Annotated in this window: 21 protein-coding genes; 14 read left to right on the top strand and 7 right to left on the bottom strand. The window is 57.8% G+C overall.

All coding sequences use genetic code 11. From position 1 onward, the window contains the following. Position 1 precedes the first annotated feature (1 nt). The 3 genes from dacB to QN370_RS15470 all read left to right on the top strand — a co-directional run bounded on the left by dacB (position 2) and on the right by QN370_RS15470 (position 3,928). On the top strand, positions 2-1,402 hold the full coding sequence (dacB, locus tag QN370_RS15480) for a D-alanyl-D-alanine carboxypeptidase/D-alanyl-D-alanine-endopeptidase (protein ID WP_322128549.1): 1,401 nt from the start codon (positions 2-4) through the stop codon (positions 1,400-1,402). Positions 1,403-1,493: 91 nt separating this feature from the next. After that, positions 1,494-1,784, top strand: coding sequence for a DUF427 domain-containing protein (locus QN370_RS15475; protein WP_322128548.1), 291 nt, complete (start codon positions 1,494-1,496; stop codon positions 1,782-1,784). A 38-nt stretch (positions 1,785-1,822) separates the two neighbouring features. Continuing rightward, positions 1,823-3,928, top strand: a complete 2,106-nt coding sequence (locus QN370_RS15470; RefSeq protein ID WP_322129188.1) for a prolyl oligopeptidase family serine peptidase — start codon at positions 1,823-1,825, stop codon at positions 3,926-3,928. Between the two features lie 60 nt (positions 3,929-3,988). On the opposite strand, the gene QN370_RS15465 is transcribed toward QN370_RS15470, so the two are convergent. Then, the gene (locus QN370_RS15465; protein ID WP_322128547.1) at positions 3,989-4,636 is read right to left on the bottom strand and encodes a DUF642 domain-containing protein; all 648 of its coding nucleotides are present in this window, start codon (positions 4,634-4,636) and stop codon (positions 3,989-3,991) included. A 176-nt stretch (positions 4,637-4,812) separates the two neighbouring features. Then, positions 4,813-7,197 (bottom strand): GspE/PulE family protein, encoded by a 2,385-nt coding sequence (locus QN370_RS15460; RefSeq protein WP_322128546.1) that lies wholly within the window; start codon positions 7,195-7,197, stop codon positions 4,813-4,815. Positions 7,198-7,416: 219 nt separating this feature from the next. Between QN370_RS15460 and QN370_RS15455 the strand changes: the two genes are divergently transcribed. After that, on the top strand, positions 7,417-8,100 hold the full coding sequence (locus tag QN370_RS15455) for a DUF2076 domain-containing protein (protein WP_322128545.1): 684 nt from the start codon (positions 7,417-7,419) through the stop codon (positions 8,098-8,100). A gap of 68 nt (positions 8,101-8,168) precedes the next feature. On the opposite strand, the gene ahpF is transcribed toward QN370_RS15455, so the two are convergent. The 4 genes from ahpF to xseA all read right to left on the bottom strand — a co-directional run bounded on the left by ahpF (position 8,169) and on the right by xseA (position 12,794). Continuing rightward, complete coding sequence (gene ahpF / locus QN370_RS15450) at positions 8,169-9,749, bottom strand: alkyl hydroperoxide reductase subunit F (RefSeq protein WP_322128544.1); 1,581 nt, start codon at positions 9,747-9,749, stop codon at positions 8,169-8,171. Between the two features lie 166 nt (positions 9,750-9,915). Beyond that, positions 9,916-10,479 carry an alkyl hydroperoxide reductase subunit C gene (ahpC, locus tag QN370_RS15445; RefSeq protein WP_322128543.1) on the bottom strand — a complete coding sequence of 188 codons (564 nt, stop codon included), beginning with the start codon at positions 10,477-10,479 and terminating at the stop codon, positions 9,916-9,918. A gap of 266 nt (positions 10,480-10,745) precedes the next feature. Next, entirely contained in the window at positions 10,746-11,324 is a 579-nt protein-coding gene (sodB, locus tag QN370_RS15440) for a superoxide dismutase [Fe] (RefSeq protein ID WP_322128542.1), read from the bottom strand. Positions 11,325-11,429: 105 nt separating this feature from the next. Continuing rightward, the gene (xseA, locus tag QN370_RS15435; RefSeq protein ID WP_322128541.1) at positions 11,430-12,794 is read right to left on the bottom strand and encodes an exodeoxyribonuclease VII large subunit; all 1,365 of its coding nucleotides are present in this window, start codon (positions 12,792-12,794) and stop codon (positions 11,430-11,432) included. A 373-nt stretch (positions 12,795-13,167) separates the two neighbouring features. On the opposite strand from xseA, the gene QN370_RS15430 reads away from it, so the two are divergent. The 10 genes from QN370_RS15430 (at position 13,168) to QN370_RS15385 (ending at position 23,397) form a co-directional block, all read left to right on the top strand. Further along, on the top strand, positions 13,168-13,773 hold the full coding sequence (locus tag QN370_RS15430; RefSeq protein ID WP_322128540.1) for a MotA/TolQ/ExbB proton channel family protein: 606 nt from the start codon (positions 13,168-13,170) through the stop codon (positions 13,771-13,773). Then, the gene (locus QN370_RS15425) at positions 13,770-14,207 is read left to right on the top strand and encodes a biopolymer transporter ExbD (RefSeq protein ID WP_322128539.1); all 438 of its coding nucleotides are present in this window, start codon (positions 13,770-13,772) and stop codon (positions 14,205-14,207) included. The genes QN370_RS15430 and QN370_RS15425 overlap by 4 nt, the downstream gene beginning before the upstream one ends. Before the next feature lie 38 nt (positions 14,208-14,245). Further along, positions 14,246-15,232, top strand: a complete 987-nt coding sequence (gene lpxK, locus QN370_RS15420; RefSeq protein WP_322128538.1) for a tetraacyldisaccharide 4'-kinase — start codon at positions 14,246-14,248, stop codon at positions 15,230-15,232. Beyond that, a complete protein-coding gene (locus QN370_RS15415; protein WP_322128537.1) occupies positions 15,213-15,401 on the top strand; it encodes a Trm112 family protein in 189 nt (62 codons plus the stop codon). The genes lpxK and QN370_RS15415 overlap by 20 nt, the downstream gene beginning before the upstream one ends. Before the next feature lie 7 nt (positions 15,402-15,408). Then, entirely contained in the window at positions 15,409-16,158 is a 750-nt protein-coding gene (gene kdsB / locus QN370_RS15410) for a 3-deoxy-manno-octulosonate cytidylyltransferase (RefSeq protein ID WP_322128536.1), read from the top strand. Positions 16,159-16,293: 135 nt separating this feature from the next. After that, a complete protein-coding gene (gene adk, locus QN370_RS15405; protein ID WP_322128535.1) occupies positions 16,294-16,950 on the top strand; it encodes an adenylate kinase in 657 nt (218 codons plus the stop codon). A 262-nt stretch (positions 16,951-17,212) separates the two neighbouring features. Further along, on the top strand, positions 17,213-19,369 hold the full coding sequence (locus QN370_RS15400) for a sodium-translocating pyrophosphatase (protein ID WP_322128534.1): 2,157 nt from the start codon (positions 17,213-17,215) through the stop codon (positions 19,367-19,369). A gap of 162 nt (positions 19,370-19,531) precedes the next feature. Then, entirely contained in the window at positions 19,532-20,290 is a 759-nt protein-coding gene (locus QN370_RS15395; protein WP_322128533.1) for a 3-hydroxyacyl-CoA dehydrogenase, read from the top strand. A gap of 116 nt (positions 20,291-20,406) precedes the next feature. Further along, entirely contained in the window at positions 20,407-22,191 is a 1,785-nt protein-coding gene (gene ggt / locus QN370_RS15390) for a gamma-glutamyltransferase (RefSeq protein ID WP_322128532.1), read from the top strand. Positions 22,192-22,200: 9 nt separating this feature from the next. Then, positions 22,201-23,397: a patatin-like phospholipase family protein gene (locus QN370_RS15385; protein WP_322128531.1), complete on the top strand. Its 1,197-nt coding sequence runs from the start codon at positions 22,201-22,203 to the stop codon at positions 23,395-23,397. Here QN370_RS15385 and QN370_RS15380 read toward each other — a convergent pair. Then, the gene (locus tag QN370_RS15380) at positions 23,382-23,582 is read right to left on the bottom strand and encodes a hypothetical protein (protein WP_323581748.1); all 201 of its coding nucleotides are present in this window, start codon (positions 23,580-23,582) and stop codon (positions 23,382-23,384) included. The genes QN370_RS15385 and QN370_RS15380 overlap by 16 nt on opposite strands. Positions 23,583-23,586: the final 4 nt, after the last annotated feature.

Genomic DNA, 23,586 nt, shown 5'->3' with positions numbered 1-23,586 from the left:
GATGAGACTCCAAGTTGTGCTGGTCACTTTGTTGCTGGCCGGTACAGCACATGCCGGATTGCCGGGGCCGGTTGCCGCGGCGTTCAAGCGCGCGGGCATCGCGCCGTCGGGTGTCGGCATCGAGGTGGTCGATATGGCGAGTGGCCGTAACGTGCTCAGCCTCAATCCCGAGCTACCCCTCAATCCGGCTTCGACCATGAAGTTGCTGACCACCAGTGCCTCTCTCGATTTGCTTGGCCCCGCCTACAGTTTTACCACCGAGGCCTACCGGCGCGGCACACTCCGGGACGGGCAGTTGCAGGGCGATCTGATCTTGCGCGGCAGCGGCGACCCCAAACTCGTCATCGAGAATTTCTGGCTCTTTTTGCGCAAGATCCGGGCCCAGGGCGTGCGCGACATTCGTGGCAATCTGGTGCTTGATCGCAGCGCCTTCGATGACACGGTGACCGATCCTGCGCTGTTTGATGGCGATCCGCTGAAGGCCTATAACGTGGGTCCCGATGCGCTGCTGCTGAACTTCCATGCACTGGCGGTCAGCTTCATGCCGGATCGCGAGCAGGGCGTGGTGAAGGTCAGGCTGGACCCGGCGTTAAACGGTTACGCGATACGTCCGCCGCAGCTCACCAGCGGCGAGTGCATCGGCGACTGGCGCGCGCCGATCAGCGCCACGCTTGATGCGGCCGGTGCCAGTTTTGATGGCCCCTATGCGCTGGGTTGTGGCGAAAAATCCTGGCAACTATCCCCGTATCAGCTGAGCAGGAACCGGTATCTGGAGCTGGTCTTCCGCCAGCTCTGGACCGAGCTGGGGGGCACGTTCGATGGCAGCGTCATCGATGGTGTCGTGACGACGGATGCGGTGGCCGTGGCGCAGTGGGAGTCGCCGTCGATGCCCGAGCTGATCCGGGACGTCAACAAGTTCAGCAATAACGTGATGGCGCGTCAGTTGTTTCTGACGCTGGGCCGCACGGTGCCGTTGCAGCCGGCCAGCATCGCGGCCAGTCGCAGTGCGATCGCCGGATGGCTCGCCGCCAGGCAGATCGACGCGACCGGCCTGATACTGGAAAACGGTGCGGGGTTGTCGCGGCTCGAACGGATTTCGTCACGCACGCTGGGCGCATTGCTGATGGCCGCTTACCGGGCACCGACGATGCCGGAATTCATCTCGTCGCTGCCGCTGGTTGGTTACGACGGCACCATGCGCAAGCGCTTGCGCTTCGACGGCGTGTCCGGCCATGCACACATCAAGACCGGCAGCCTGCAGAACGTGCGCAGCATTGCCGGCTATGTGCAGACGGCATCCGGCAAACAGGTTGCCGTGGTCTGCCTGATCAATGATCCGAATGCCGCGCGCGGTGGCGAAGCGCAGGATGCCTTGCTGCAGTGGGTGTTTGAAAACAAATAGAAAAGTCGGCCACAATTCTGATCAGACAGGACTCGGCACATCAGCGTGGCGTGTGTTATTTTTGCTCACCCATCACTGATACGGAGCTCTTATGCCAACCGCTACCTGGAACGGCGCAGTTATTGCGCAAGCTGATTCTTCCGCCGTCGAACTCGTCGAGGGCACCACGTATTTTCCGCTTGCTGCGGTCCATCAGGAGTACCTGGCACCTAGCGAAAAACACACCGTCTGCGGCTGGAAGGGAACGGCAAGCTATTACGATCTCGTCGTCGATGGCAAGGTCAATGCCGATGCGGCGTGGTTCTACCCGGAGCCAAAAGACGAAGCCAAGCAAATTGCCGGCTATGTCGCTTTCTGGCGAGGTGTGCAGGTCACGGCGTGATCCGGCCACTCGGTCATGCGGCGGTGCTGGTGTCGGCGATGTCAATGCAAGGTGCCATGGCACAGCAGTGCCCGGCTGGTTTGCCAATGACGTATCCGGTCAGTAAAACGGTCGATCAGGTCGATGACTATCACGGCATCAAGGTCGCCGATCCGTACCGCTGGCTGGAAGACAGCAACAGTGCTGCGACGCACGACTGGATCGCTGCGCAAAACCAGCTGACGCAGTCGTATTTGTCCGAGATTCCGGCGCGCAGCGCGATCCGGGAGCGCCTGACCACGCTCTGGAATTACGAGCGCTACAGTGTGCCGTTTCGCGAGAGCGGTCGCTATTTCATCAGCCGTAATGATGGTCTGCAAAGCCAGGCCGTGCTCTACACGATGGCCGAACTCGATGACGTCCCGCGCCTGCTGCTCGATCCGAACACGCTGGCCGCCGACGGCACCGTCGCACTGGCCGGCATGGCGGTGAGTCCGGATGGCCGTTATCTGGCCTACGGTACCGCGGCTTCCGGATCGGACTGGAATACCTGGAAGATTCGTGACATCGACAGCGGCAAGGATCTGGCTGACGAACTGGCGTGGGTGAAGTTTTCCGGTGCGTCATGGAGCAAGGACGGCAAGGGATTTTTTTACAGCCGCTACGATGCGCCGAGCGAAGCGACCAAGCTGGCCGAAGCGAATTATTTTCAGAAGCTCTACTACCATCAGATCGGCACGCTGCAAAGCGCCGACGTGCTCGTCTACGACCGTCCCGATCACAAGGATTGGGGTTTCGATGGCAGGGTCACCGATGATGGCAAGTATCTGATCATCACGATCTGGCAGGGCACCGAGCGCAAATCTCGGGTCTATTACAAGGATCTGGCCGTTGCCGGGAATCCGGTCTTGCCGTTGCTGGATGCCTTCGACGCGGCCTACAGTTTCATCGACAACAATGGTCCGGTATTTCTGTTCCGCACGGACAAGGAGGCGCCGCGCAGCCGTATCGTTGCCATCGATGTGCGCAAGCCGGGCATGGCCGACTGGAAAGAGCTGGTGCCGCAAGCGGCCGAAACGCTGCTATCGGCCAACCTGGTCGGCGAGCGGATCATTGGTAGTTACCTGCAGGACGCCCACAGCCAGATCAAGGTATTCGACCTGAACGGCACTTTTCAACATGACGTGGCGTTGCCGGGTCTGGGCACGGCGTCTGGTTTCGGTGGCAAGCGCGATGAGGCGACGACCTATTATTCGTACACCGGCTTCACGACGCCGACCACGATTTACCGCTATGACATTGCCAGCGATACCAGCAGCGTGATTCGTCAGCCCAAGGTCGCCTTTGACCCGACTGACTACGAGACGCGCCAGGTTTTTTATCGCAGCAAGGATGGCACGCGCGTGCCGATGTTCATCGTCAACCGCAAAGGCATCAAGCTCGACGGCAGCAACCCGACTTATCTGTACGGCTATGGTGGCTTTAATATTTCGCTGACGCCGGCGTTTTCGGTCGCCAATCTGGCCTGGATGGAGATGGGCGGCGTCTATGCGGTGCCGAATCTGCGCGGTGGTGGTGAGTACGGCGAAAGCTGGCATCAGGCCGGTACCAAACTGCAGAAGCAAAATGTATTCGATGACTTCATCGGCGCAGCGGAATGGCTGATCGCCAACAAAGTCACCTCGACGCCGAAACTGGCGATTGGCGGCGGTAGCAATGGCGGTTTGCTGGTCGGGGCGGCGTTGACGCAGCGGCCGGAATTGTTTGGTGCCGCGCTACCTGCCGTTGGTGTGATGGATATGCTGCGCTTTCACAAGTTCACGATCGGCTGGGCCTGGACGGCAGACTACGGCTCGTCCGACGATGCCGCGCAGTTCGCTGCGCTGCGTGCTTATTCGCCATTGCATAATCTGCGCAGCGGCACCTGTTATCCGGCCACGCTGGTGACGACAGCGGACCATGATGACCGGGTCGTGCCGGCGCACAGTTTCAAGTTTGCAGCGGCCGAGCAGGCGGCCCAGGCCGGACCGGCACCGGTCCTGATCCGCATCGATACCAAGGCGGGCCATGGTGCCGGAAAACCGACTGGCAAGCAGATCGACGAAGTCGCTGATCGATGGGGGTTTCTGACCCGGGTACTGGGGATGGATAGTCGCAAGCCCTGACGTGCAGACATGAAAAAGCCGGTATGTTATCCGGCTTTTCTAGCCTGGCGAGCGCTCAGGTCAGCGTGATTCGAGGATCGACTTGTCAGCGCGACGGCGGCTGACATAGGCGACCATTCCAACACCCAGAATCATCATTGCCAGCGAACCCGGTTCCGGTACCGCGCTCACGGCGACTGCGTCCAGATAGGAGCCGTAGCTGACTTGCGAGGTCGGGCCGGTCGACCGGAATGCTAGTAGTGAGCTGCTGCTGTTATTGGACTGCAGCTGGTAGGAATACGACTGCCAGCCCGAATTGAACGGTGCCGACACGGTACCAACGACGATATTATTCCAGAGTACTTGCATTGAACTTGGCTGAGTCTGCGTTTGATCCGGGCGTCCGGAATACAGAAAGCTCAATGAGTACATGCTGTTGGCAGCCGTCGTTAATGTCTGGGTAACGGTTGTCAGTTTGCTGCCATTGAGTTCCAGATATTGCGTACCGTCGATGGCTGTATTGAAGTTGCTTTGTCCGCCGAAGTTACTGCCGCGCTGGATTTCGAACGCGTCCGATGAAGTCCACCCTGTAATGGCGGACAACGAAGTCCAGGCCTGGTTGATTTGTTGGCTCTCGAAGCTGCCGTTGCTGACGATGTTTGTTGCAGCCTGCGAAGTGATGCTGATCAGTGCCAGCACAGTGCCTGCTGCGAAAGTTTTAAAGTTCATGATGTCGCTCCGGATGATGATGAGGCGAAAGACTAAATGGTCGTTCGTGAAACCCGATGGCGTTCTTTGAACACCATTTGGATCGGATAGTAGCGCAAAGAATTCATCATTTTTCGGAGTTGTCAAAAATTTACATTTTGAAAATAAATCTTCATCAGGCAGGCGCTGTTTGACCACTAGATTGCCCGGATCTGCTCCCAATCAGTCTGTCCCTGGAAAATCTTTTCTATCCCGTCCTGACGTAGCGTCAGCATGCCCTCCGATACCGCCGTTTGCAGGATTTCCGGCACATTGGCGCGCGCGTGGATTTTTTTCTTGACCGCAGCGGTCGCGATCAGCACTTCGTGAATGCCCAGTCGTCCCTTGTAGCCACTGTCGTTGCACAGGTCGCAGCCACCGGCCTTGTACAGGGTAATCGCACCTTCATTCTTGCCGTAATGTTGACGCCAGCGACGCAGGACGGTGTCTTTGTCGAGTTCGGTTTCAAAGCAGTATTCGCTGGCCAGCATGTCGAGCTCTTCGTCGCCAGCCTCGTGGAAAATCTTGCAATGGTTGCACAGGCGACGGGCAAGTCGCTGCCCCACGACACCCAGCAGTGCATCGGCAAAGTTAAACGGATCGAGGCCAAAATCAAGTAGCCGCACGACGCTTTCGGCGGCGCTGTTGGTGTGCATCGTCGAGAACACGAGGTGGCCAGTCAGCGAGGCTTCGATGACGGTCTTCGCGGTTTCCGGGTCGCGCGTTTCGCCGACCATGATGACGTCCGGATCGGCGCGCAGGAAACTGCGCAGCACGGCGGCAAAAGTCCAGTCGATCTTGGTTTGTACCTGCACCTGACGCAATCCATCCTGGGTAATCTCGACCGGATCTTCGACGGTCCAGATTTTGCGCTCGGGGGTGTTGATGAAGTTGAGCAGCGAATGCAGCGTGGTGGTTTTTCCGGAGCCGGTCGGGCCACAGACAAACAGCAGTCCATGCGGTTTCAAGGCCAGTTTCTTGAGTCCGTCAATACCGTACTGCGACAAGCCCAGGCTTTCGATCGAGACCGCCTTTGGCGCTGCCAGAATCCGCATCACGATATCTTCGAGACCTTCGGTGGTCGGGATGGTCAGCACCCGCAATTCGATCGCTGCCGGCCCGTACTGCTCGAAATTCATCTTGCCATCCTGCGAGCGACGTTTTTCGGAAATGTCGAGGCGGCACATGATCTTGATACGCGACACCAGCGCGTTGCGGAACTGCGCCGGGACCTCCGAATAGGCCTGCATCACGCCATCCTTGCGAAAGCGCACCCGTGTTGGTCGATTGCCTTTCATGTTTTCGATGTGGATGTCAGAGACGCCCTGCTCATTGGCATCGATGATGATCTTGTTGACGAGGCGCACCAGCGTGTTGTCGGATTCGGTAATGACCTCGGCCGGCAGGTCGAACTTGATATCGTCGGCACCGAGCTCGTAGACCAGTTCGGCGATGTTGCCGCCATCGCTTTGCAGGCCGTAGACCTGGCTGATGACCAGTCTCAAATCATCCACCGAGGCCATGACGGGATCGATTTTCAGCTTGGTCGTAAATGCCAGTTCCTGCAGCGGCTGATTGGCCAGCGGGTTTTCCATCGCGACCACCATGCGCGTGCTGGTCTGATACAACGGCATCACGATGTACTTGCGCACGAAGTCGGCCGGTACGGTCTTGATCAGTGCCGGATCGAACTTGAAGCCGCGCAGGTTGACGAAGGGGATGCCCAGTTTTTGCGCCAGCACGCGCTTGATCGTATCGAGGCTGACAAAATTCATTTCGACCAGGATGTCGCCCAGCGGTACTTTGCGGTTTTGCATCTGCGCTGCCAGGGCATCTGCCAGTTGCAATTCGGTGATGATGTTCTCTTGCAGGAGTGCTTCGCCGAGCCGCAATTGCGGTTTGTTTTTCTGGCTTTGTAGCGCTGCCTCGATATTTTCCTGGGTGATGATGTTTTTTTGTTTCAGGTAGTCGCCCAGTTTTTGCGAACGGAGCTGCTCCTGTTTTTCAAGGCCGGCACTGATTTTGGTTTCGCTGACGAGTTGTTCTTCGACCAGCATTTTTCCAAGATGCTCGCCGAGCTGGTAATTGCGCATGACTTCTGCCGGGATAAAGCAGCGGGTCACTTTATTGGTCCCTCCGATCGGCACGTAGAGAAACAAGCCAAACGGTTTTGATACCAGTCCCAGCGTTTGCGTCACGAAGGGTTCGCCGCTGTGATAGTTGACCACGCATTTCTGGCTCAGTAGCGGCACGGTAGCGTCATCGGTAAGGGCATCCGACAGCATCAACTGCGTCATCACGACCGGGTCGGTCAGGCGCAGCAGGCGCAGACTGCCGAAGGCGATGCGCACGCTGGTCGTGGCACGCCGGGTGCGGAATTCAAGAAACGCTTCGGCTCCATCCATGCGTACGAGCAGGCCTTCCTGACTGCGACTGTTCTGCATCGTGATGTCGGCGGGTTCGATGTCCGACCCATCGTTGATGCCGATAGGTGACATGACGTCGTAATGGGCTGGTATTGGCCATTTGAAATCGTTCAGCATGGGCGTTGGCCGTGCGCTTCGCGAGCGCGTTGATGATTGATGATGTGCTGCATGGCGCTCTCCCGAAAATGGTAAGGCTCTCATGATGGTCCTGGCAGGCAAACCACGAAGCTTGGAAAGAGTTTAACTGACTTGTTTTATGGTTTGCTCGATCTTGAACTGTACGAGGCATGACCCCATCTCATTGTGGCTTTTTAATTTTTGCCTTGGAGAATCACGATGACCCCCACTGAATCCCGAATGCTCAATGAGTTCCTCCTGCAATTGCGCCAGGTGCAAGGCATACAGAAGGACCCCGAAGCGGCGGCGCTGATCGCCGACGCGGCGCTGGCGCAACCTGACGCACTTTACTTGCTGGTGCAGCGCGCTTTGCTGCAGGACCAGGCCTTGGCGAGCGCAAGCGCTCGCATTGCTGTCCTCGAGGCGCAAGCCGTTCCAGCCGTTGCTGTTGCGCCCAGCAGTTTTCTCGATGGCGGAAATAATGCCTGGGGGCGTTCTGCTTCCCCGGTCAGTGCGCGTGCTTATAACGCGCCAGCGACACCCGCTTCGGTCCCGATGGCCAGTGCCGCCGTGGCAAGTGCACCTGCTGCAATGACACAGGCACCAGCAGGCGCGGGATTTTTCGGGGGAGGGGGGGGCAATTTTCTTGGCACGATGGCGGCGACGGCTGCGGGCGTGGCAGGCGGAGCGCTGCTGTTTCAGGGGATTGGCAGCATGATGGGACATCATGGGGCCGCGGCACCGTCGACGCAAAGTAACGCTTTTTCGTCAATGGCAGACAGCGTTGACAAGCCCGCTGCAGCGGCGGCAGTCGATCCCGTCGCGTCGTCCGATATGCAGAGTGCGAACGTTGACGATAGTGCAGGCGATATTGATTTTGGTGATGACGACGCGATGGCTTGAGCGGATATTGCGATAAAAAAAGGGGGAAGGGCGACAAGCCCATCCCCCTTTTTTTCAGGTCAATTTTTTCAGACGGCGTTAGCCACTTCCTTTTCCGCAGGTGCGGAGGTGCGAATCAGGTGGTCAAAGGCGCTCAATCCGGCTTTTGAACCCTCACCCATCGCAATGATGATCTGCTTGAATGGAATGTTGGTGACGTCGCCGGCTGCAAACACGCCGGAGATCGAGGTCTGGCCACGCGCATCGATTTCGATTTCGCCACGGTTGGTCAAGGCAACGGTGCCCTTGATCCAGTCCGTATTCGGCAATAGCCCGATCTGCACGAAGATGCCTTCCAGGTCGACCGTGTGTGCCGATCCGTTCGTCCGGTCGGTGTAGTGCAGGCCATTGACACGGGTACCGTCACCAGAGACTTCGGTACTCAAGGCACTGGTGATCACGGTGACGTTCGGCAGGCTATGCAACTTGCGCTGCAAGACGGCATCGGCGCGCAACTGCGTGTCGTATTCGATCAGCGTGACGTGCGAGACGATTCCGGCCAGGTCGATTGCTGCCTCGACTCCCGAATTTCCCCCGCCAATGACAGCTACGCGCTTGCCCTTGTACAACGGACCATCGCAATGCGGACAGTAGGCGACGCCGCGGTTGCGATATTCCTGCTCGCCCGGGACGTTCATTTCGCGCCAGCGCGCACCGGTAGCCAGGATCACTGAACGGGCTTTCAGACTGGCACCGCTGGCCAGTTTGATTTCGATTAGGTCGCCCGGAATCAGCGCGGCAGCGCGTTGCAGATTCATGACGTCAACTTCATATTCCTTGACATGTTCTTCGAGCGCAGCAACCAGCTTTGGCCCTTCGGTGGCTTTTACCGAAATGAAGTTTTCGATCCCCATCGTATCCATGACCTGGCCGCCAAAGCGCTCGGCAACGATGCCGGTACGGATACCCTTGCGGGCGGCATAAATGGCCGCTGAAGCGCCGGCAGGTCCGCCGCCGACAATCAGGACATCGAAGACGTCTTTTTTCGAAATCTTTTCGGCATCGCGCTTGACCGAACCGGTGTCGAGCTTGGCCAGAATTTCAGTCAGCTCCATGCGGCCTGAGTCGAAAAATTCACCGTTGAGATAGATGCTTGGCACCGACATGACGTTGCGTTCCTTGACTTCATCCTGGAACAGCGAGCCGTCGATCATCACGTGACGGATTTTCGGGTTGATGACCGCCATCAGATTCAATGACTGGACCACCTCCGGGCAGCTGTGGCATGACAGCGAGATATACGTCTCGAACTTGTAGTCGCCATCCAGATTGCGGATTTGCTCGAGTACATCGGCGTCGGTTTTCGGTGGATGGCCGCCTGCCTGCAGCAGGGCCAGGATCAGCGAAGTAAATTCATGACCCATCGGGATACCGGCAAAGCGGATACCCATGTCGGCGCCGACGCGGTTGATCGAGAAGGACGGCGTGCGGTGACCGTCGTTACGGTGTTCACGCAGCGTGACCTGGCTGGACATGCTGTTGATGTCATTGAGCAGCGAGAGCATTTCTGCGGACTTGGCGCTGTCGTCGAGTGACGCGTCGATCTCGATCGGCATGACGACTTTTTCAAGGTAGGCTTTTAATTGGGCTTTTGTATTTGCATCCAGCATGATGTGCTCGCTTTCAAAAATGAGGTGTCAATGGGCGCATGGTCAGGCGCCAAGGTCAATGCGCAGTACCACCACCGGAGTAGCCTGGGCTGTCGGAGATCAAGCTGATCGGGGGGAAGTGCTGCCGATTGGCGTGCCGCACAGGGCACGCCATGATTACTACAACTTAGATTTTGCCAACCAGATCGAACGATGGGGTCAGTGTTTCTGCACCCGGGGTCCATTTGGCAGGACATGCTTCGTTTGGATGCGCCGCAACGTACTGTGCAGCTTGTACTTTGCGCAGCAATTCGCTGGCGTCACGGCCAATACCGTTGTCATGGATTTCGCACAACTTGATTTCGCCTTCTGGATTGATGACGAACGTACCGCGCAATGCGAGACCTTCTTCAGCGATCATCACGTCAAATGCGCGTGTGAGATGGCCGGTAGGGTCAGCCAGCATCGGGTAGGTGATCTTGCTGATGGTGTCTGACGTATCGTGCCAGGCTTTGTGCGTGAAATGCGTGTCGGTCGAGACGCTATAGATTTCGACGCCCAGTTTCTGGAAGGTCGAGTAGTGGTCGGCCAGGTCGCCCAGTTCGGTTGGGCAGACGAACGTGAAGTCGGCTGGGTAGAACACAAATACCGACCATTTTCCCATCAGGTCTGCGTCTGTGACGGTAGTGAATTTGCCGTTGTGGTAAGCATTGGCAGTGAAGGGTACGATTTTTGTATTGATCAATGACATGTGGGGCTCGCTTTCGTTGAAGTGATTAAATATTGCAGTAATCCAGAAACCAGGTGATTCAGAAATTCAAAAATTCAGAAGTCCAGTGATTCAGTGATTCAGTGATTCAGTGATTGGGTAGACGAACGATAGCGAAGGTTGGCGCTAACGTAAATGCAATTGTTTAAATGTATTCGATAGGGATAGGGTATGACGCCCTGTCCTGCGTCGAAAAAAAAGGGCCAGCCCTTGCGGTGCGGACCCTTCCGTCCAACCAGGTCAGGCTATCAGGCGAAGTTTTTTGCCACGAAATCCCAATTCACCAGGTTCCAGAATGCTTCGACATACTTCGGACGGGCATTGCGGTAGTCGACGTAGTAAGCGTGTTCCCACACATCACAGGTCATCAGCGGCTTGTCGCCACCCGTCAGTGGGCAGCCTGCATTGGAGGTGTTGGCCAGATCGAGCGAACCATCGGCCTTTTTGACCAGCCATGTCCAGCCGGAACCAAAATTGGTGACGCAAGACTTGGTGAAGTCTTCCTTGAACTTGTCAAATGAACCGAACTTGGCGTTGATGGCATCGGCCAGTGCACCGGTCGGGGCACCGCCGCCGTTTGGCGTCAGGCAGTTCCAGTAAAACGTGTGGTTCCAGACCTGAGCGGAATTGTTGAATACGCCGCCGGTCGACTTCTTGATGATGTCTTCAAGCGTTGCGCTTTCGAATTCGGTGCCCTTGATCAGATTGTTCAGGTTGGTCACGTAGGTTTGATGATGCTTGCCGTAGTGATACTCAAGGGTTTCTTTGGAGATATGCGGCGCAAGGGCGTCCATTGCATATGGCAGATCGGGCAGAGTGTGTTCCATAGTCATCCTTTCAGGGGTGAAATAAAATTACAGGCAGAGCTTTAAAAACCGAAGTCATTGTATGTCGGAAGCCACGGGCTTGCAGCGTGCACCCTCACATTGACATTACTCCTGCAAGGTTGGCTGGACACTGGCAATGCCGATCTGCGCGTTACCTTCAGCCAGCCGGACCGTCACGGTTTGCTCCGGATGTAGCTGGGCCGTCGTGCGTACGATATGTCCTTCGGCATCGATGATGATCGCGTAACCGCGCTCCAGCGTACGTTGGGGATTGAGTAACTCGAGTTGGGTCTCCAGACCGGACAAATGCAGGCGCAGGCGGGACGTGTGGGTGTCGATACCACCTGCCAGGCGTCGACGATGCTCCGTCAATTGCCATCGTGCTGGCCGGGTGTCAGGTAATTGGAACGCCAGCTGGCTGCGCAGATGATGGAGTGCATGTCGCGCATTATTGAGTGGCGTGCGTGTTGCATTACCTAGTCGCACTTGCCAGCCGGCCAGCCGGACTTGTTCATGCCGGATTGTTGCTGCCGGGCTGACCAGTCGGCGCGATAACCAGTCCAGTCCCTGGTTGCGATCTGTCAGATGGCGTCGCGCCACGCGTGTCAAAGTGCGCGCAGTCAGTTCGATGTGCGCGATCCATTCTTGACGAGGTCGCGCAGCCAGTTCTGCTGCCGCAGTTGGCGTTGCTGCGCGCAGGTCAGCGGCAAAGTCGGCAATGGTGAAGTCCGTCTCATGGCCGATTCCAGCAATGACAGGAACCCGACAGGCAACGATGGCGCGTGCCACCGTTTCATCGTTGAATGACCACAAATCTTCGATGCTGCCGCCACCCCGGCACAGTAGCAACAGATCGCATTCGGCACGGCGGGAAGCCGTGGTGATTGCCTGGGCGATTTTTTGTGCGGCTCCGTCGCCCTGAACTGGCGTCGGATACAGGATTACTTTTATATGCGGGGTACGGCGTTTCAGTGTGGTCAGCACATCGCGCAGCGCAGCCGCTTGCAGACTGGTGACGATGCCTATCGTGCGCGGAAATTGCGGCAGCGGCCGCTTGCGTGCCGGATCGAACAAGCCTTCGCTTTCCAGTTTCTGCTTGAGCTGCAAGAAAGCTTCAAACAGGTTGCCGACACCCGCCCGCCGAATTGATTCGACACTGAGCTGAAAGTCGCCGCGCGCGGCGTACAGTGTCACCAGCGTGCGCACCTCCACCTTGTCACCTTCCTTGGGAAGAAATCCGGCGTACTGCGCGCGTCCGCGAAACATGACCGCGCGAACTTGCGCCGAAGCATCCTTGAGCGAAAAATACCAGTGTCCCGACGCCGCCCGCGTGAAGTTGGAGACTTCGCCGGCAACCCACATCAATGGGAAGTTCTGTTCCAGCATGCGCGCCACGGCCTGATTCAGGGCAGATACCGTGAGTACCGGCGAAGAACTGTCGGCTTTATCGAATAAATGGTCGGTGCTCATGCTCTCCTCATAGTGAACCCTGTCCACAGGGCCACGGGTCGTTGTGAATGTCGTAATTATAATTTGTATTCAATGGAACTCTTTCCAAGTGGTTGATTTTAATAGGAAAGAGGTATTCGATATTTTTCCATAACTGTCAGGGGAAATGCCGGTTTTGTGGTGGTCTTACACTGCGCAGGAAGTTATTCACAAAGTTATCCACAGTCCGCAGGACGTCTCTACTGCGCTGTGCCGCATTGGGCATCGACATCTTCTTTCAAGGCACATTGTCAGATTATCTCCCGAAATGCGTGAACGTCAGGTCGCTTGCCCTGACTGCCACAACAAGTTACATTCGGGAGCCATACACGTCTATTTTTCAAGGGAGAGCGCTTTGTTCGCTATCATCCAAGCTGCCGGTTGGCCGATCTGGCCGTTATTCATTGCATCCGTAGTCGGCCTGGCCCTGATCGTCGAGCGCTTGATCTACCTGCGTCGTAGCCGCATCCTGCCCCCCAAGTTGCTGCAGGAAGTCATTCGGGTTTATCACAATGGCAAGATCAATGCTGAAATACTCGCCAACCTGGAGCAGAACTCGCCGCTGGGGCAGGTTCTAGCGGCTGGCCTGGCCAATGTCGACGCCCCGCGTGACATCATGAAAGAATCCATCGAAGAAGCCGGTATGGCCACGGCGCATGAACTTGAGCGTTTCCTGACGACGCTGGGGACAATCGCGACACTCGCGCCGTTGATGGGGTTGTTTGGTACCGTGGTCGGCATGATCGAGATTTTCGGCGCACAAAATGCGACCGGGGCTAATCCTGTACAACTTGCCCATGGCATTTCTGTGGCGCTGTACAACACCGGGTTCGGGCTGGCAATCGCAATGCCAGCATTGGTGTTTTACCGGCATTTCCGGGCACTGGTGGACAGTTTTGTGGTGGATATGGAGATGCAGGCAGTCCGTTTTGTCGATACCGTGCACGGAAAACGGAAATGAAATTTCGGCGACGCAACGGCAGGGAAGACCCCGAGATCAATTTGATTCCGTTCATCGATGTCTTGCTAGTGATCCTGATCTTCCTGATGGTCAGCACGACCTACAGCAAATTTACCGAACTGCAAATCACGCTGCCGACCGCCGATGCCGAAAAGGCGGTCGATCGACCTGTCGAAATCAATGTCATGGTGGACGCGCAGGGACGGTATGCCGTCAACAACGTGCAGGTAGCGTTTCGCGATACGCGTGGCCTGGCCGACGACATGCGTAATGCCGCCAGCGGCAAGGGCGGCGACGCGGGCAAGGACCCGATCGTGATTATTAATGCGGACGGTACTGCCACGCATCAGTCCGTGATCAATGTGCTCGAAGCGGCGCGGCTGGCGGGTTTCGAGCGTGTCACTTTTGCTGCACAAAGTGCTAGCAGCAAATAACTTTGTCTTCCGGTTCCCTCTCTTTTTCGCAGCGACTTATGGTGGCTTGGCAGCGACGTGGCTTGCTGGCTTGCCTGCTGCTGCCGATCGCCTTGTTGTTCGGCGTCTTGTCGGCTTTGCGACGACTCGCCTTTCGACGTGGCTGGCTGGCAAGTCAGCGGCTGCCGGTGCCGGTGATTGTGGTCGGGAATGTGTTTGTTGGCGGCACTGGCAAGACGCCGCTGGTATTGTGGCTGGTGGCCGCGTTGCGCGATGCAGGCTTTGTGCCGGGCGTGATTTCGCGCGGTTACGGCGGACAGCATGGGCGATCCGGTGCGGTGCTGGCAGACTCGTTGCCGCAACAGGTCGGTGACGAGCCACTGCTCATTGCTCGTCGCGGTGCCTGTCCGGTGTTCGTGGGCCGCGACCGTGTTGCTGCCGGACGTGCTCTGCTGGCCGCGCACCCCTCTGTCAATGTGCTCGTCTCCGACGACGGCTTGCAGCATTACCGGTTGCAGCGCACGATTGAAATCGTCCTGTTTGATGAGCGCGGTGGCGGCAACGGTTGGCTATTGCCGGCCGGACCATTGCGCGAGCCGATGTCGCGACGGCGCGATATCACGGTGGTCAATGGTGCACGGGTGCCCGGCGATTTTCCGACGGACACTCTTCGTATGACGCTGACCGGCCACCGTGCCGAAGCACTCGCGCAGCGCACGCGGTCGGTGCCTCTGGCGAGTCTGTCGGGCCACATCCTGGCTGCCGCCGGCATTGGTCATCCGGAACGTTTTTTTCGCATGTTGCGTGATCAGGGTCTGAAGATCGACACATTGGCGCTGCCGGATCATCATGATTTTTCCGATAATCCGTTTGCCGGGATGAATGCCGACGTGATCCTGATCACGGAGAAGGATGCAGTAAAATGTGGCCAAATCGAGGCTTTGAAAATTGACCCGCGTCTGTGGGTCGTGCCTGTTGCAGCGTGCTTCGACGGCCCGCTGGCTGAACTCATTGTGGAGAAATTGCGTGGATTCCCGACTGCTTGACATACTGGTGTGCCCGATTTGCAAAGGACCGCTGGAGTTCGACAAGAAAGCCCAGGAACTGATCTGCCATGCTGACAGACTGGCCTATCCGATCCGGGACGGCATTCCTATCATGTGGGCCGACGAAGCGCGCGAGACCGTAGCGCGCCATCTGGCACCACCGGGCTGACGGGTCGGTGTCCTTTATCGTCATCATTCCGGCACGGCTCGCATCGACCCGTTTGCCGAACAAGCCACTGGCCGACCTCGGCGGCAAGCCAATGGTCGTGCGTGTGGCCGAACGTGCGTCACAGTCGGGTGCTGCACGTGTCATTGTCGCGACTGATCATGCCGATATCCGTGCCGCTTGCCAATTGCATGGCGTCGAAGTTCAGATGACCCGCGCCGATCATCCTTCGGGAACCGACCGCATTGCCGAAGTGGCGGCCGCGCTCGGTTTGTCGTCCGACGCGGTTGTGGTCAATGTCCAGGGTGACGAGCCATTGATCGATCCATCGTTGATCGCCGCGACGGCGGCATTGATTGCCGATCAGGTGCCGATGTCCTCGGCGGCCCATGCCATCACCGATCACGCTGACCTGTTCAATACCAATGTCGTCAAGGTGGTGCTGGATCAGCGCAGTCGGGCATTGTATTTTTCGCGTGCCGTGATTCCGTGGCATCGCGATGGGTTTGCACTTTCGCAGGCCGTGCTGCCGCAAGGCTACCGGCCACTGCGACATATCGGTTTGTACGCTTACCGGAACGATTTCCTGCAAGCTTATCCGGCTCTGGCTGTCAGTCCGCTCGAACAGGTCGAGGCGCTCGAGCAGTTGCGGGTGTTGTGGCACGGATTTCCGATTGCTGTCCATGTGACCGACAGTGCCCCGGTTGCCGGTGTTGATACGGCAGAAGATCTGGCCCGGATACGCCGTCATTTCAGTTGAAAGCTGCCGAATAATCGTATTAATCAATTTGTATGGTAAGTTTCGTGCAAAGTTCGTGTGATACAACAGCATACTCAGGTCGTGTTGTTCGAGACAATCACCGCAAGAATTCAAAACTATAGTTAGGGAATAAAAATGCGCCTTATCCTTCTGGGAGCGCCTGGTGCCGGTAAAGGCACACAAGCTACATTCATCAAAGAAAAATTCAACATTCCCCAGATATCCACAGGCGACATGCTGCGTGCTGCCGTCAAGGCGGGTTCCGCGTTGGGTATCGCTGCCAAGCAGGTCATGGATGCCGGCGGACTGGTGTCCGATGACATCATCATCGGCTTGGTCAAGGAACGCCTGACCCATGCGGATTGCGCCAACGGCTATTTGTTTGACGGGTTTCCGCGCACGATACCGCAGGCTGATGCACTCAAGGAGGCAGGAGTCACGCTCGATTACGTATTGGAAATCGATGTGCCCGATTCAGCCATCATCGAGCGCATGAGTGGCCGGCGCGTGCATCCGGGTTCGGGTCGCACTTACCATGTCACCTTCAATCCGCCAAAGGTCGCCAATCTTGATGACGCGACGGGCGAAGAGTTGATCCAGCGTGATGACGACAAGGAAGCCACCGTCATGAAGCGCTTGTCGGTGTATCACGAGCAGACCGAAGTCCTGGTTGACTACTACAACCAGTGGGCTGAGTCGGGAGCGCCTGGCGCTCCGAAATATCGCAAGATTGCGGGAGTCGGGGCCGTCGAGGCAATACGGGATGCAGCGTTCGAAGCGCTGGCCAAGTAAGGGAACAGCAGGAACAGCAAGAGAACAGTAAGAAGAACAGTAAGAAAACAGCGGACCATGTGTCCGCTTTTTCTTGGTCGCTCGTCTGATGTGGCTTACAGTAGCAGTCCACTTGCATCAAACAGTGGTTGCCATCGGCAAGGTAGCGTAGTGCAGGGGTGGACCTGAGCATGACGACGCAGCAAATGCCGGCGCAATGCGGCGCTGTATCGCCATACTTTTTCCAATGTGAGCTTGGTAGTGAACATGAGGAGGAGTCGACATGGCAACAGCAGGGTTGTGGTTCGCCGTAGCATGCGGAATCATCGCAGTGATGTACGGTCTGGTCTCGCGTAGCTGGATTCTGAAGCAGGATGCGGGTAATCCGCGCATGCAGGAAATTGCTGCTGCGATCGAACTCGGTGCCTCGGCGTATCTGGCGCGCCAGTACCGCACCATCGGCATGGTCGGGGCGTCGTTGTTTCTACTGATTGCGCTGCTACCAGGATTGGGGATGGTCACCGCTATCGGCTTTCTGGTTGGCGCGGTCCTGTCGGGTGGTTGCGGTTTCATCGGGATGAACGTGTCGGTGAAAGCCAATGTGCGCACCGCCCAGGCCGCTACGCGTGGCATGAACGACGCACTCGATGTGGCCTTTCGCGGCGGAGCCATCACCGGCATGCTGGTAGTCGGACTGGGACTGCTTGGCGTGACCTTGTTTTACTGGTACCTGAGTGCGGCTGCCGTTGGTGCCGTTGGTACCGTGGTGCTGCATGACTTGCTCAAACCGCTGATCGGACTGGCCTTCGGGGCCTCGCTGATTTCGATCTTTGCGCGTTTAGGCGGCGGCATTTTCACCAAGGGTGCCGATGTCGGTGCTGATCTGGTCGGCAAGGTCGAGGCGGGTATTCCGGAAGATGATCCGCGCAATCCTGCCGTCATCGCCGATAACGTCGGTGACAACGTCGGCGACTGCGCCGGTATGGCAGCCGACCTGTTTGAAACCTATGTGGTGACGCTGATCGCGACAATGCTGCTGGGCGCATTGCTGATCAAGGGCAATGAGGCGCAGGCCGCACTGTATCCGCTACTGCTGGGTGGCGTGTCGATCCTGGCATCGATTGTTGGCTGTTCAATGGTAAAAGCCAAACCCGGTAAAAAAATCATGTCGGCGTTGTACACCGGATTGTGGTGGGCAGCAGGCTTGTCGCTGATCGGCTTTGCCGCCGTGACGTGGACCGTGTTGCCGCCGGAAATGCGCCTGTCAATGATGGGATCGGCCGTGGTCGGTATCGTCCTGACAGGACTGATGGTGTACATCACCGAGTATTACACCGGCACCGACTTCAAGCCGGTGCAGCATATTGCCCAAGCCTCGACGACAGGACATGGCACCAACATCATTGCCGGACTGGGCGTGTCGATGAAATCGACTGCGTATCCGGTGCTGGCCGTGTGCGTCGCGATTCTGGTGTCGTATTACCTCGGCGGTCTTTACGGTATTGCGATTGCTGCCACGTCGATGCTGTCGATGGCAGGCATCATTGTCGCGCTCGACGCCTATGGTCCGATCACCGATAACGCCGGCGGGATTGCCGAGATGTCCGGCATGCCCGACTCGGTGCGTGCCATCACCGATCCGCTCGATGCGGTGGGCAATACCACCAAGGCAGTGACCAAAGGCTATGCGATCGGCTCGGCCGGACTGGCAGCGCTGGTCTTGTTTGCCGACTACACCCATGCGCTCGATTCCGTCGGCAAAAGTACGGCGTTCGACCTGTCGAATCCGCTCGTCATCGTCGGTCTTTTCATAGGTGGCCTGATCCCTTATTTGTTCGGTGCGATGGCGATGGAAGCGGTCGGGCGCGCGGCAGGTGCGGTGGTGGTCGAGGTGCGACGCCAGTTCCGTGACATCAAGGGCATCATGGACGGCACAGGCAAGCCGGAATACGACAAGGCCGTCGACATGCTGACGACGGCAGCCATCAAGGAAATGATTTTGCCATCGCTGCTGCCGGTGATCGTGCCGATTCTGGTCGGCATGCTGCTCGGGCCTGCTGCGCTGGGCGGATTGTTGATGGGGGCCATCGTGACAGGCCTGTTCGTGGCGATCTCGATGACCACCGGTGGCGGTGCCTGGGATAACGCCAAAAAATATATCGAAGACGGCCATCACGGCGGCAAAGGTTCGGAAGCGCACAAGGCGGCGGTGTCCGGTGACACGGTGGGCGATCCCTACAAGGACACAGCCGGTCCGGCCATCAATCCGCTGATCAAGATCATCAACATCGTTGCGCTGTTGATGGTGCCGCTACTGCCAGCGACCGGGCCGCAAATGGGCAGCGGACAGAGCGGCATAAGCGTCGCGGCAATCACGACGCCTGCCTCGCTGGTGCCATCGGTGTCATCAGTGCAACCAGCGCTTGCAGCGCCCAGATAGTGCCGGAGGTTTGCATCAAACGGGAAGTACAGGACCAAAGGCTGCCATGGCGGCCTTTTTTCCGTACAGGCGAAAATTGCCGTTACAATCTTGCGAGCTTGACGTTGACGTTAACGTCACGAGTAAAGATGGCCTTCTTTTTTTCAACCCAGCGAGAACAGTATGCAAATCAAAGACAATGTATTCCTGATCACCGGCGGCGCATCGGGGCTCGGTGCCGCCACTGCCCGCATGATCGCCGCCAACGGCGGCAAAGTACTGCTGGCCGATGTGCAGGTCGAAGCGGGGTGTGCGTTAGCGGCCGAACTTGGCGGCCAGTTCGTCAAATGTGACGTGACGTCCGAAGCCGATGGCCAGGCAGCGGTCGATGCGGCCGTGGGATTGGGCACGTTGCGGGGTCTGATCAATTGCGCCGGTGTGGCACCTGCCGTCAAGACCGTCGGAAAAAATGGTCCGCATCCTCTCGATGTGTTTCAGCGCGCGGTCAACATTAACCTGGTCGGCACCTTCAATATGGCGCGACTGGCTGCGGCGGCAATGGAAAAAACCGACGGTGTCGAACATGGCGAACGCGGCATCATCATCAATACGGCATCGGTTGCGGCCTACGATGGTCAGATCGGACAAGCCGCGTACGCGTCGTCAAAAGCCGCCGTGGTCGGCCTCACACTGCCGATGGCGCGGGATTTGTCACGCAGCGGTATTCGCGTGATGACGATTGCGCCCGGTATTTTCGAGACGCCGATGCTGCTTGGCATGCCACAGGAAGTACAGGACGCGCTGGGGAAAATGGTGCCGTTCCCGCCAAGGCTGGGGCGTCCTGCCGAGTACGCACATCTGGCCAAGGCCATCATCGAAAACGTCATGCTCAATGGCGAAACCATTCGTCTGGACGGCGCGATCCGGATGCAGCCTAAATAAACACAGACTGATCTGTCGCAGCGTGTCGCAACGGATTTGTCGATGACAGCGACGGGCGGGCAGCCTACACTGAGGCAAGCAATGTGCTTGCCTTTTTTGTTTTGCATGGAGTCCGCATGGCCAAACTCTACCTCGCCTCCCTCGTTTTCAGTGCAGTCTTTTTGGCTGGTTGTGCCAGCCAGCCCACCCCAATTTTTCCTTCAACCAAGTCCGCTCCCGAAGCCGCCACCGGCTACACCGAAAAAATTGGTGTCGTAGCAAAAAAATTCATGATCGCTTCAGCTAACCCGCTGGCCACCGACGCCGGTTACCAGATGCTTAACGCAGGGGGATCGGCAATCGATGCGGCGATCGCGGCCGAAATGGTCCTGACCCTGGTTGAGCCGCAGTCGTCCGGTATCGGCGGAGGCGGCTTTCTGATGGCGTTCGACGGTCGCAACGTGAAGGCCTACGATGGCCGCGAAACTGCGCCGGCCAGTGCAACCGAAAACCTGTTCTTCAATGCAGACGGCAAACCAATGGCCTTCGATGACAGCGTGATCGGCGGTCGGTCGGTCGGTACGCCCGGACTGCTGCGCATGCTGGAGCTGGCTTATCGACAGGATGGGAAGTTGCCTTGGGCATCGTTGTTCGGGCCCGCCATCAAACTTGCCGAAGAGGGTTTCGTTGTCAGTCCGCGTCTGGCCAGCCTGCTCGATCGAGAACAATTTCTCAAGCGCGACGCGACGGCGAGCGCTTATTTTTATAGCACTCAAGGCAAGCCGTGGAGCGCGGGTCATTTGCTTAAAAATCCGGCACTGGCGAGAGTTCTGCGCGAAGTTGCCGCCGGTGGTGCCGATGCGTTTTATACCGGGCGAGTGGCGCGCGACATCGAGGCCAAAGTGCAGGGACATCCCACTAATGCGGGTGGCCTGACGGTGGCCGATCTCGCCGGTTACCAGGCTAAAGTACGCGAACCGGTGTGCAGTGATTATCGCGCCTGGACTGTATGCGGGATGCCGCCGCCTTCTTCCGGTGGCATTGCCATTGCGCAAATGCTGGGCATGCTCGAAGCGCGCAACATGCGTGCCTATGCGCCGACGGATGGGGTGCTGGATGCGGAGGGGGTGCACCTTTTTTCCGAAGCCGGTCGGCTGGCCTTTGCCGATCGCGCTCGCTATGTCGCCGATACCGACTTCGTGTCGCTGCCGGGCGGGAGTGTCAAGTCACTGCTGGACAAGCAATACCTCGCTGCACGCGGCGCGCTGATTGGTGAAAAATCAATGGGCGTCGCGCGGCCGGGTCAACCACAGGCGACCATGCTGGCACAAGGCACGGATACGTCGCCCGAGTTCAATTCGACCTCGCATATCTCGATCGTCGATGCGCGGGGCCATGCCGTATCGATGACCACCTCGATTGAAAACCAGTTTGGCTCGCGCCAGATGGTCGACGGTTTTTTGCTCAATAACCAGCTGACGGATTTTTCATTTGTTGCTGCCGATGAGAGCGGTCCGATTGCCAATCGGGTACAGGGTGGAAAACGTCCCCGCAGTGCGATGTCGCCAACTTTTGTCTTTGAAAAAGGCACGTCCAAGTTGATGCTGTCGGTAGGGTCGCCGGGTGGCTCGGCGATCATCAATTATGTCGGCAAAATACTTGTCGGTATGATGGATTGGGGGCTCGATGTACAGCACGCGATCAGTCTGCCCAACTTCGGTAGCCGCAACGGTCCGACCGAACTGGAGCAAGGTCGCGTGCCCGATACGTTGGTCGCGGCGCTGCAAGCCAAGGGGCATACCGTGCGTCTCATGGAACAGACGTCCGGCTTGCAAGGCATCATGCGCATGAACGACCATGGCGAGGACGTCTGGTTCGGCGGTGCCGACCCGCGTCGGGAAGGAACGGTCAAGGGCGACTGATCGCCCGCTATGCATAATCAAAAGAAAACCGGGTTGGTTCTGAGTGGCGGCGGTGCGCGGGGTGCCTATCAAATCGGGGTGCTCAAGGCGGTCTCGCTCATCCTGTGCGAGGCGGGTTGGGCGACAGAGCGCAATCCGTACGACATCATCTGCGGCACGTCTGCCGGTGCCATCAATGCGACGGCACTGGCCTGTCACGCAGATGATTTCGGTGAAGGCCTGCAGTTGGTGCTCAAGATATGGGAGAACTTTTCAGTCGAGCAGGTGTACCGCGCCGATTCTCTGGGGGTACTGCGCTCCGGTGCGCGCTGGCTGTCGTTGCTGTCGTTCGGCTGGTTGCTGCGCCGGTGGCACGCGAATCCACCCAATGCGTTGCTCGACAATACTCCGCTGGTGACGCTACTTCATCGTATGCTGAATTTTCCGCGTCTCGACGCGGCCCTGCTGGACGGCAAGTTGCACGCGCTCGCTGTCACTGCGTCGTCTTATACGGGAGGACAGCACATCACGTTTTACCAGAGTGAGGCCGATATTGCGCCTTGGATACGCACGCAGCGCGTGGCGATGCGGGCCCAGATCGGCGTCGAGCATTTGCTGGCATCGTCTGCGATCCCATTGATGTTTCCTGCCACACCGTTGTATTGCGATGGACGGCGTCACTACTGCGGCGATGGCTCCATGCGACAGTTGGCTCCAATTTCGCCCGCCATCCATCTTGGTGCCGACAGGGTTTTTGTGATCGGTGCCGGTCGACTGCATGAGCCGGCGCATGATAGCGATGTCACAGCGCGTTATCCCAGTCTGGCGCAAATTGCCGGACACGCGATGTCGAGCATTTTCCTTGACAGTCTGGCGGTTGATATCGAGCGCATGAATCGCATCAACCTGACCTTGTCGGTATTGACGCAGGCGCAGCGCAGTCAGACCCAGTTGCGCCCGGTCGACATGCTGATCATTGCGCCATCGCAGCGGCTCGACGAAATTGCGAGTCGGCATACCGGCAGTCTGCCCAAGCCAATACGGATGATGCTGGCAGGGATCGGGGCGACCGAGGTGCGCGGGGCGGCGCTCGCATCGTATCTTTTGTTCGAGTCAAGTTATACCAGCGAGCTTATAGCGCTCGGTGAGCGTGATGCGCTTGCCCGACGTGCAGACGTGCTGGCTTTTTTTGATGTGACTCCAGCGGCTCCTCAGTCGCGGTCGTAATGCCAGTGGTGGTGCCTGCGCCAGACGTACTCTCGGTAACCGGGGGCACGGTAGGGACCATAGATCACCGGGTAAGCGGGTACGAAAACCGGTGCTGGTCTCACATAGACAGGTGCTGGCTGAACATAGATGGGTTGGGGCGCGTAATAAACGGGCGGGGGCTGGACATAGACGCTGTCTCTTATACAC

The organism is Actimicrobium sp. CCI2.3, assembly GCF_035019065.1.
In the GTDB taxonomy this organism is placed as follows: Bacteria; Pseudomonadota; Gammaproteobacteria; order Burkholderiales; family Burkholderiaceae_D; genus Actimicrobium.
The sequence above is the reverse complement of the archived record's forward strand: the minus strand, read 5'-3'. Positions and strand labels throughout refer to the sequence as shown.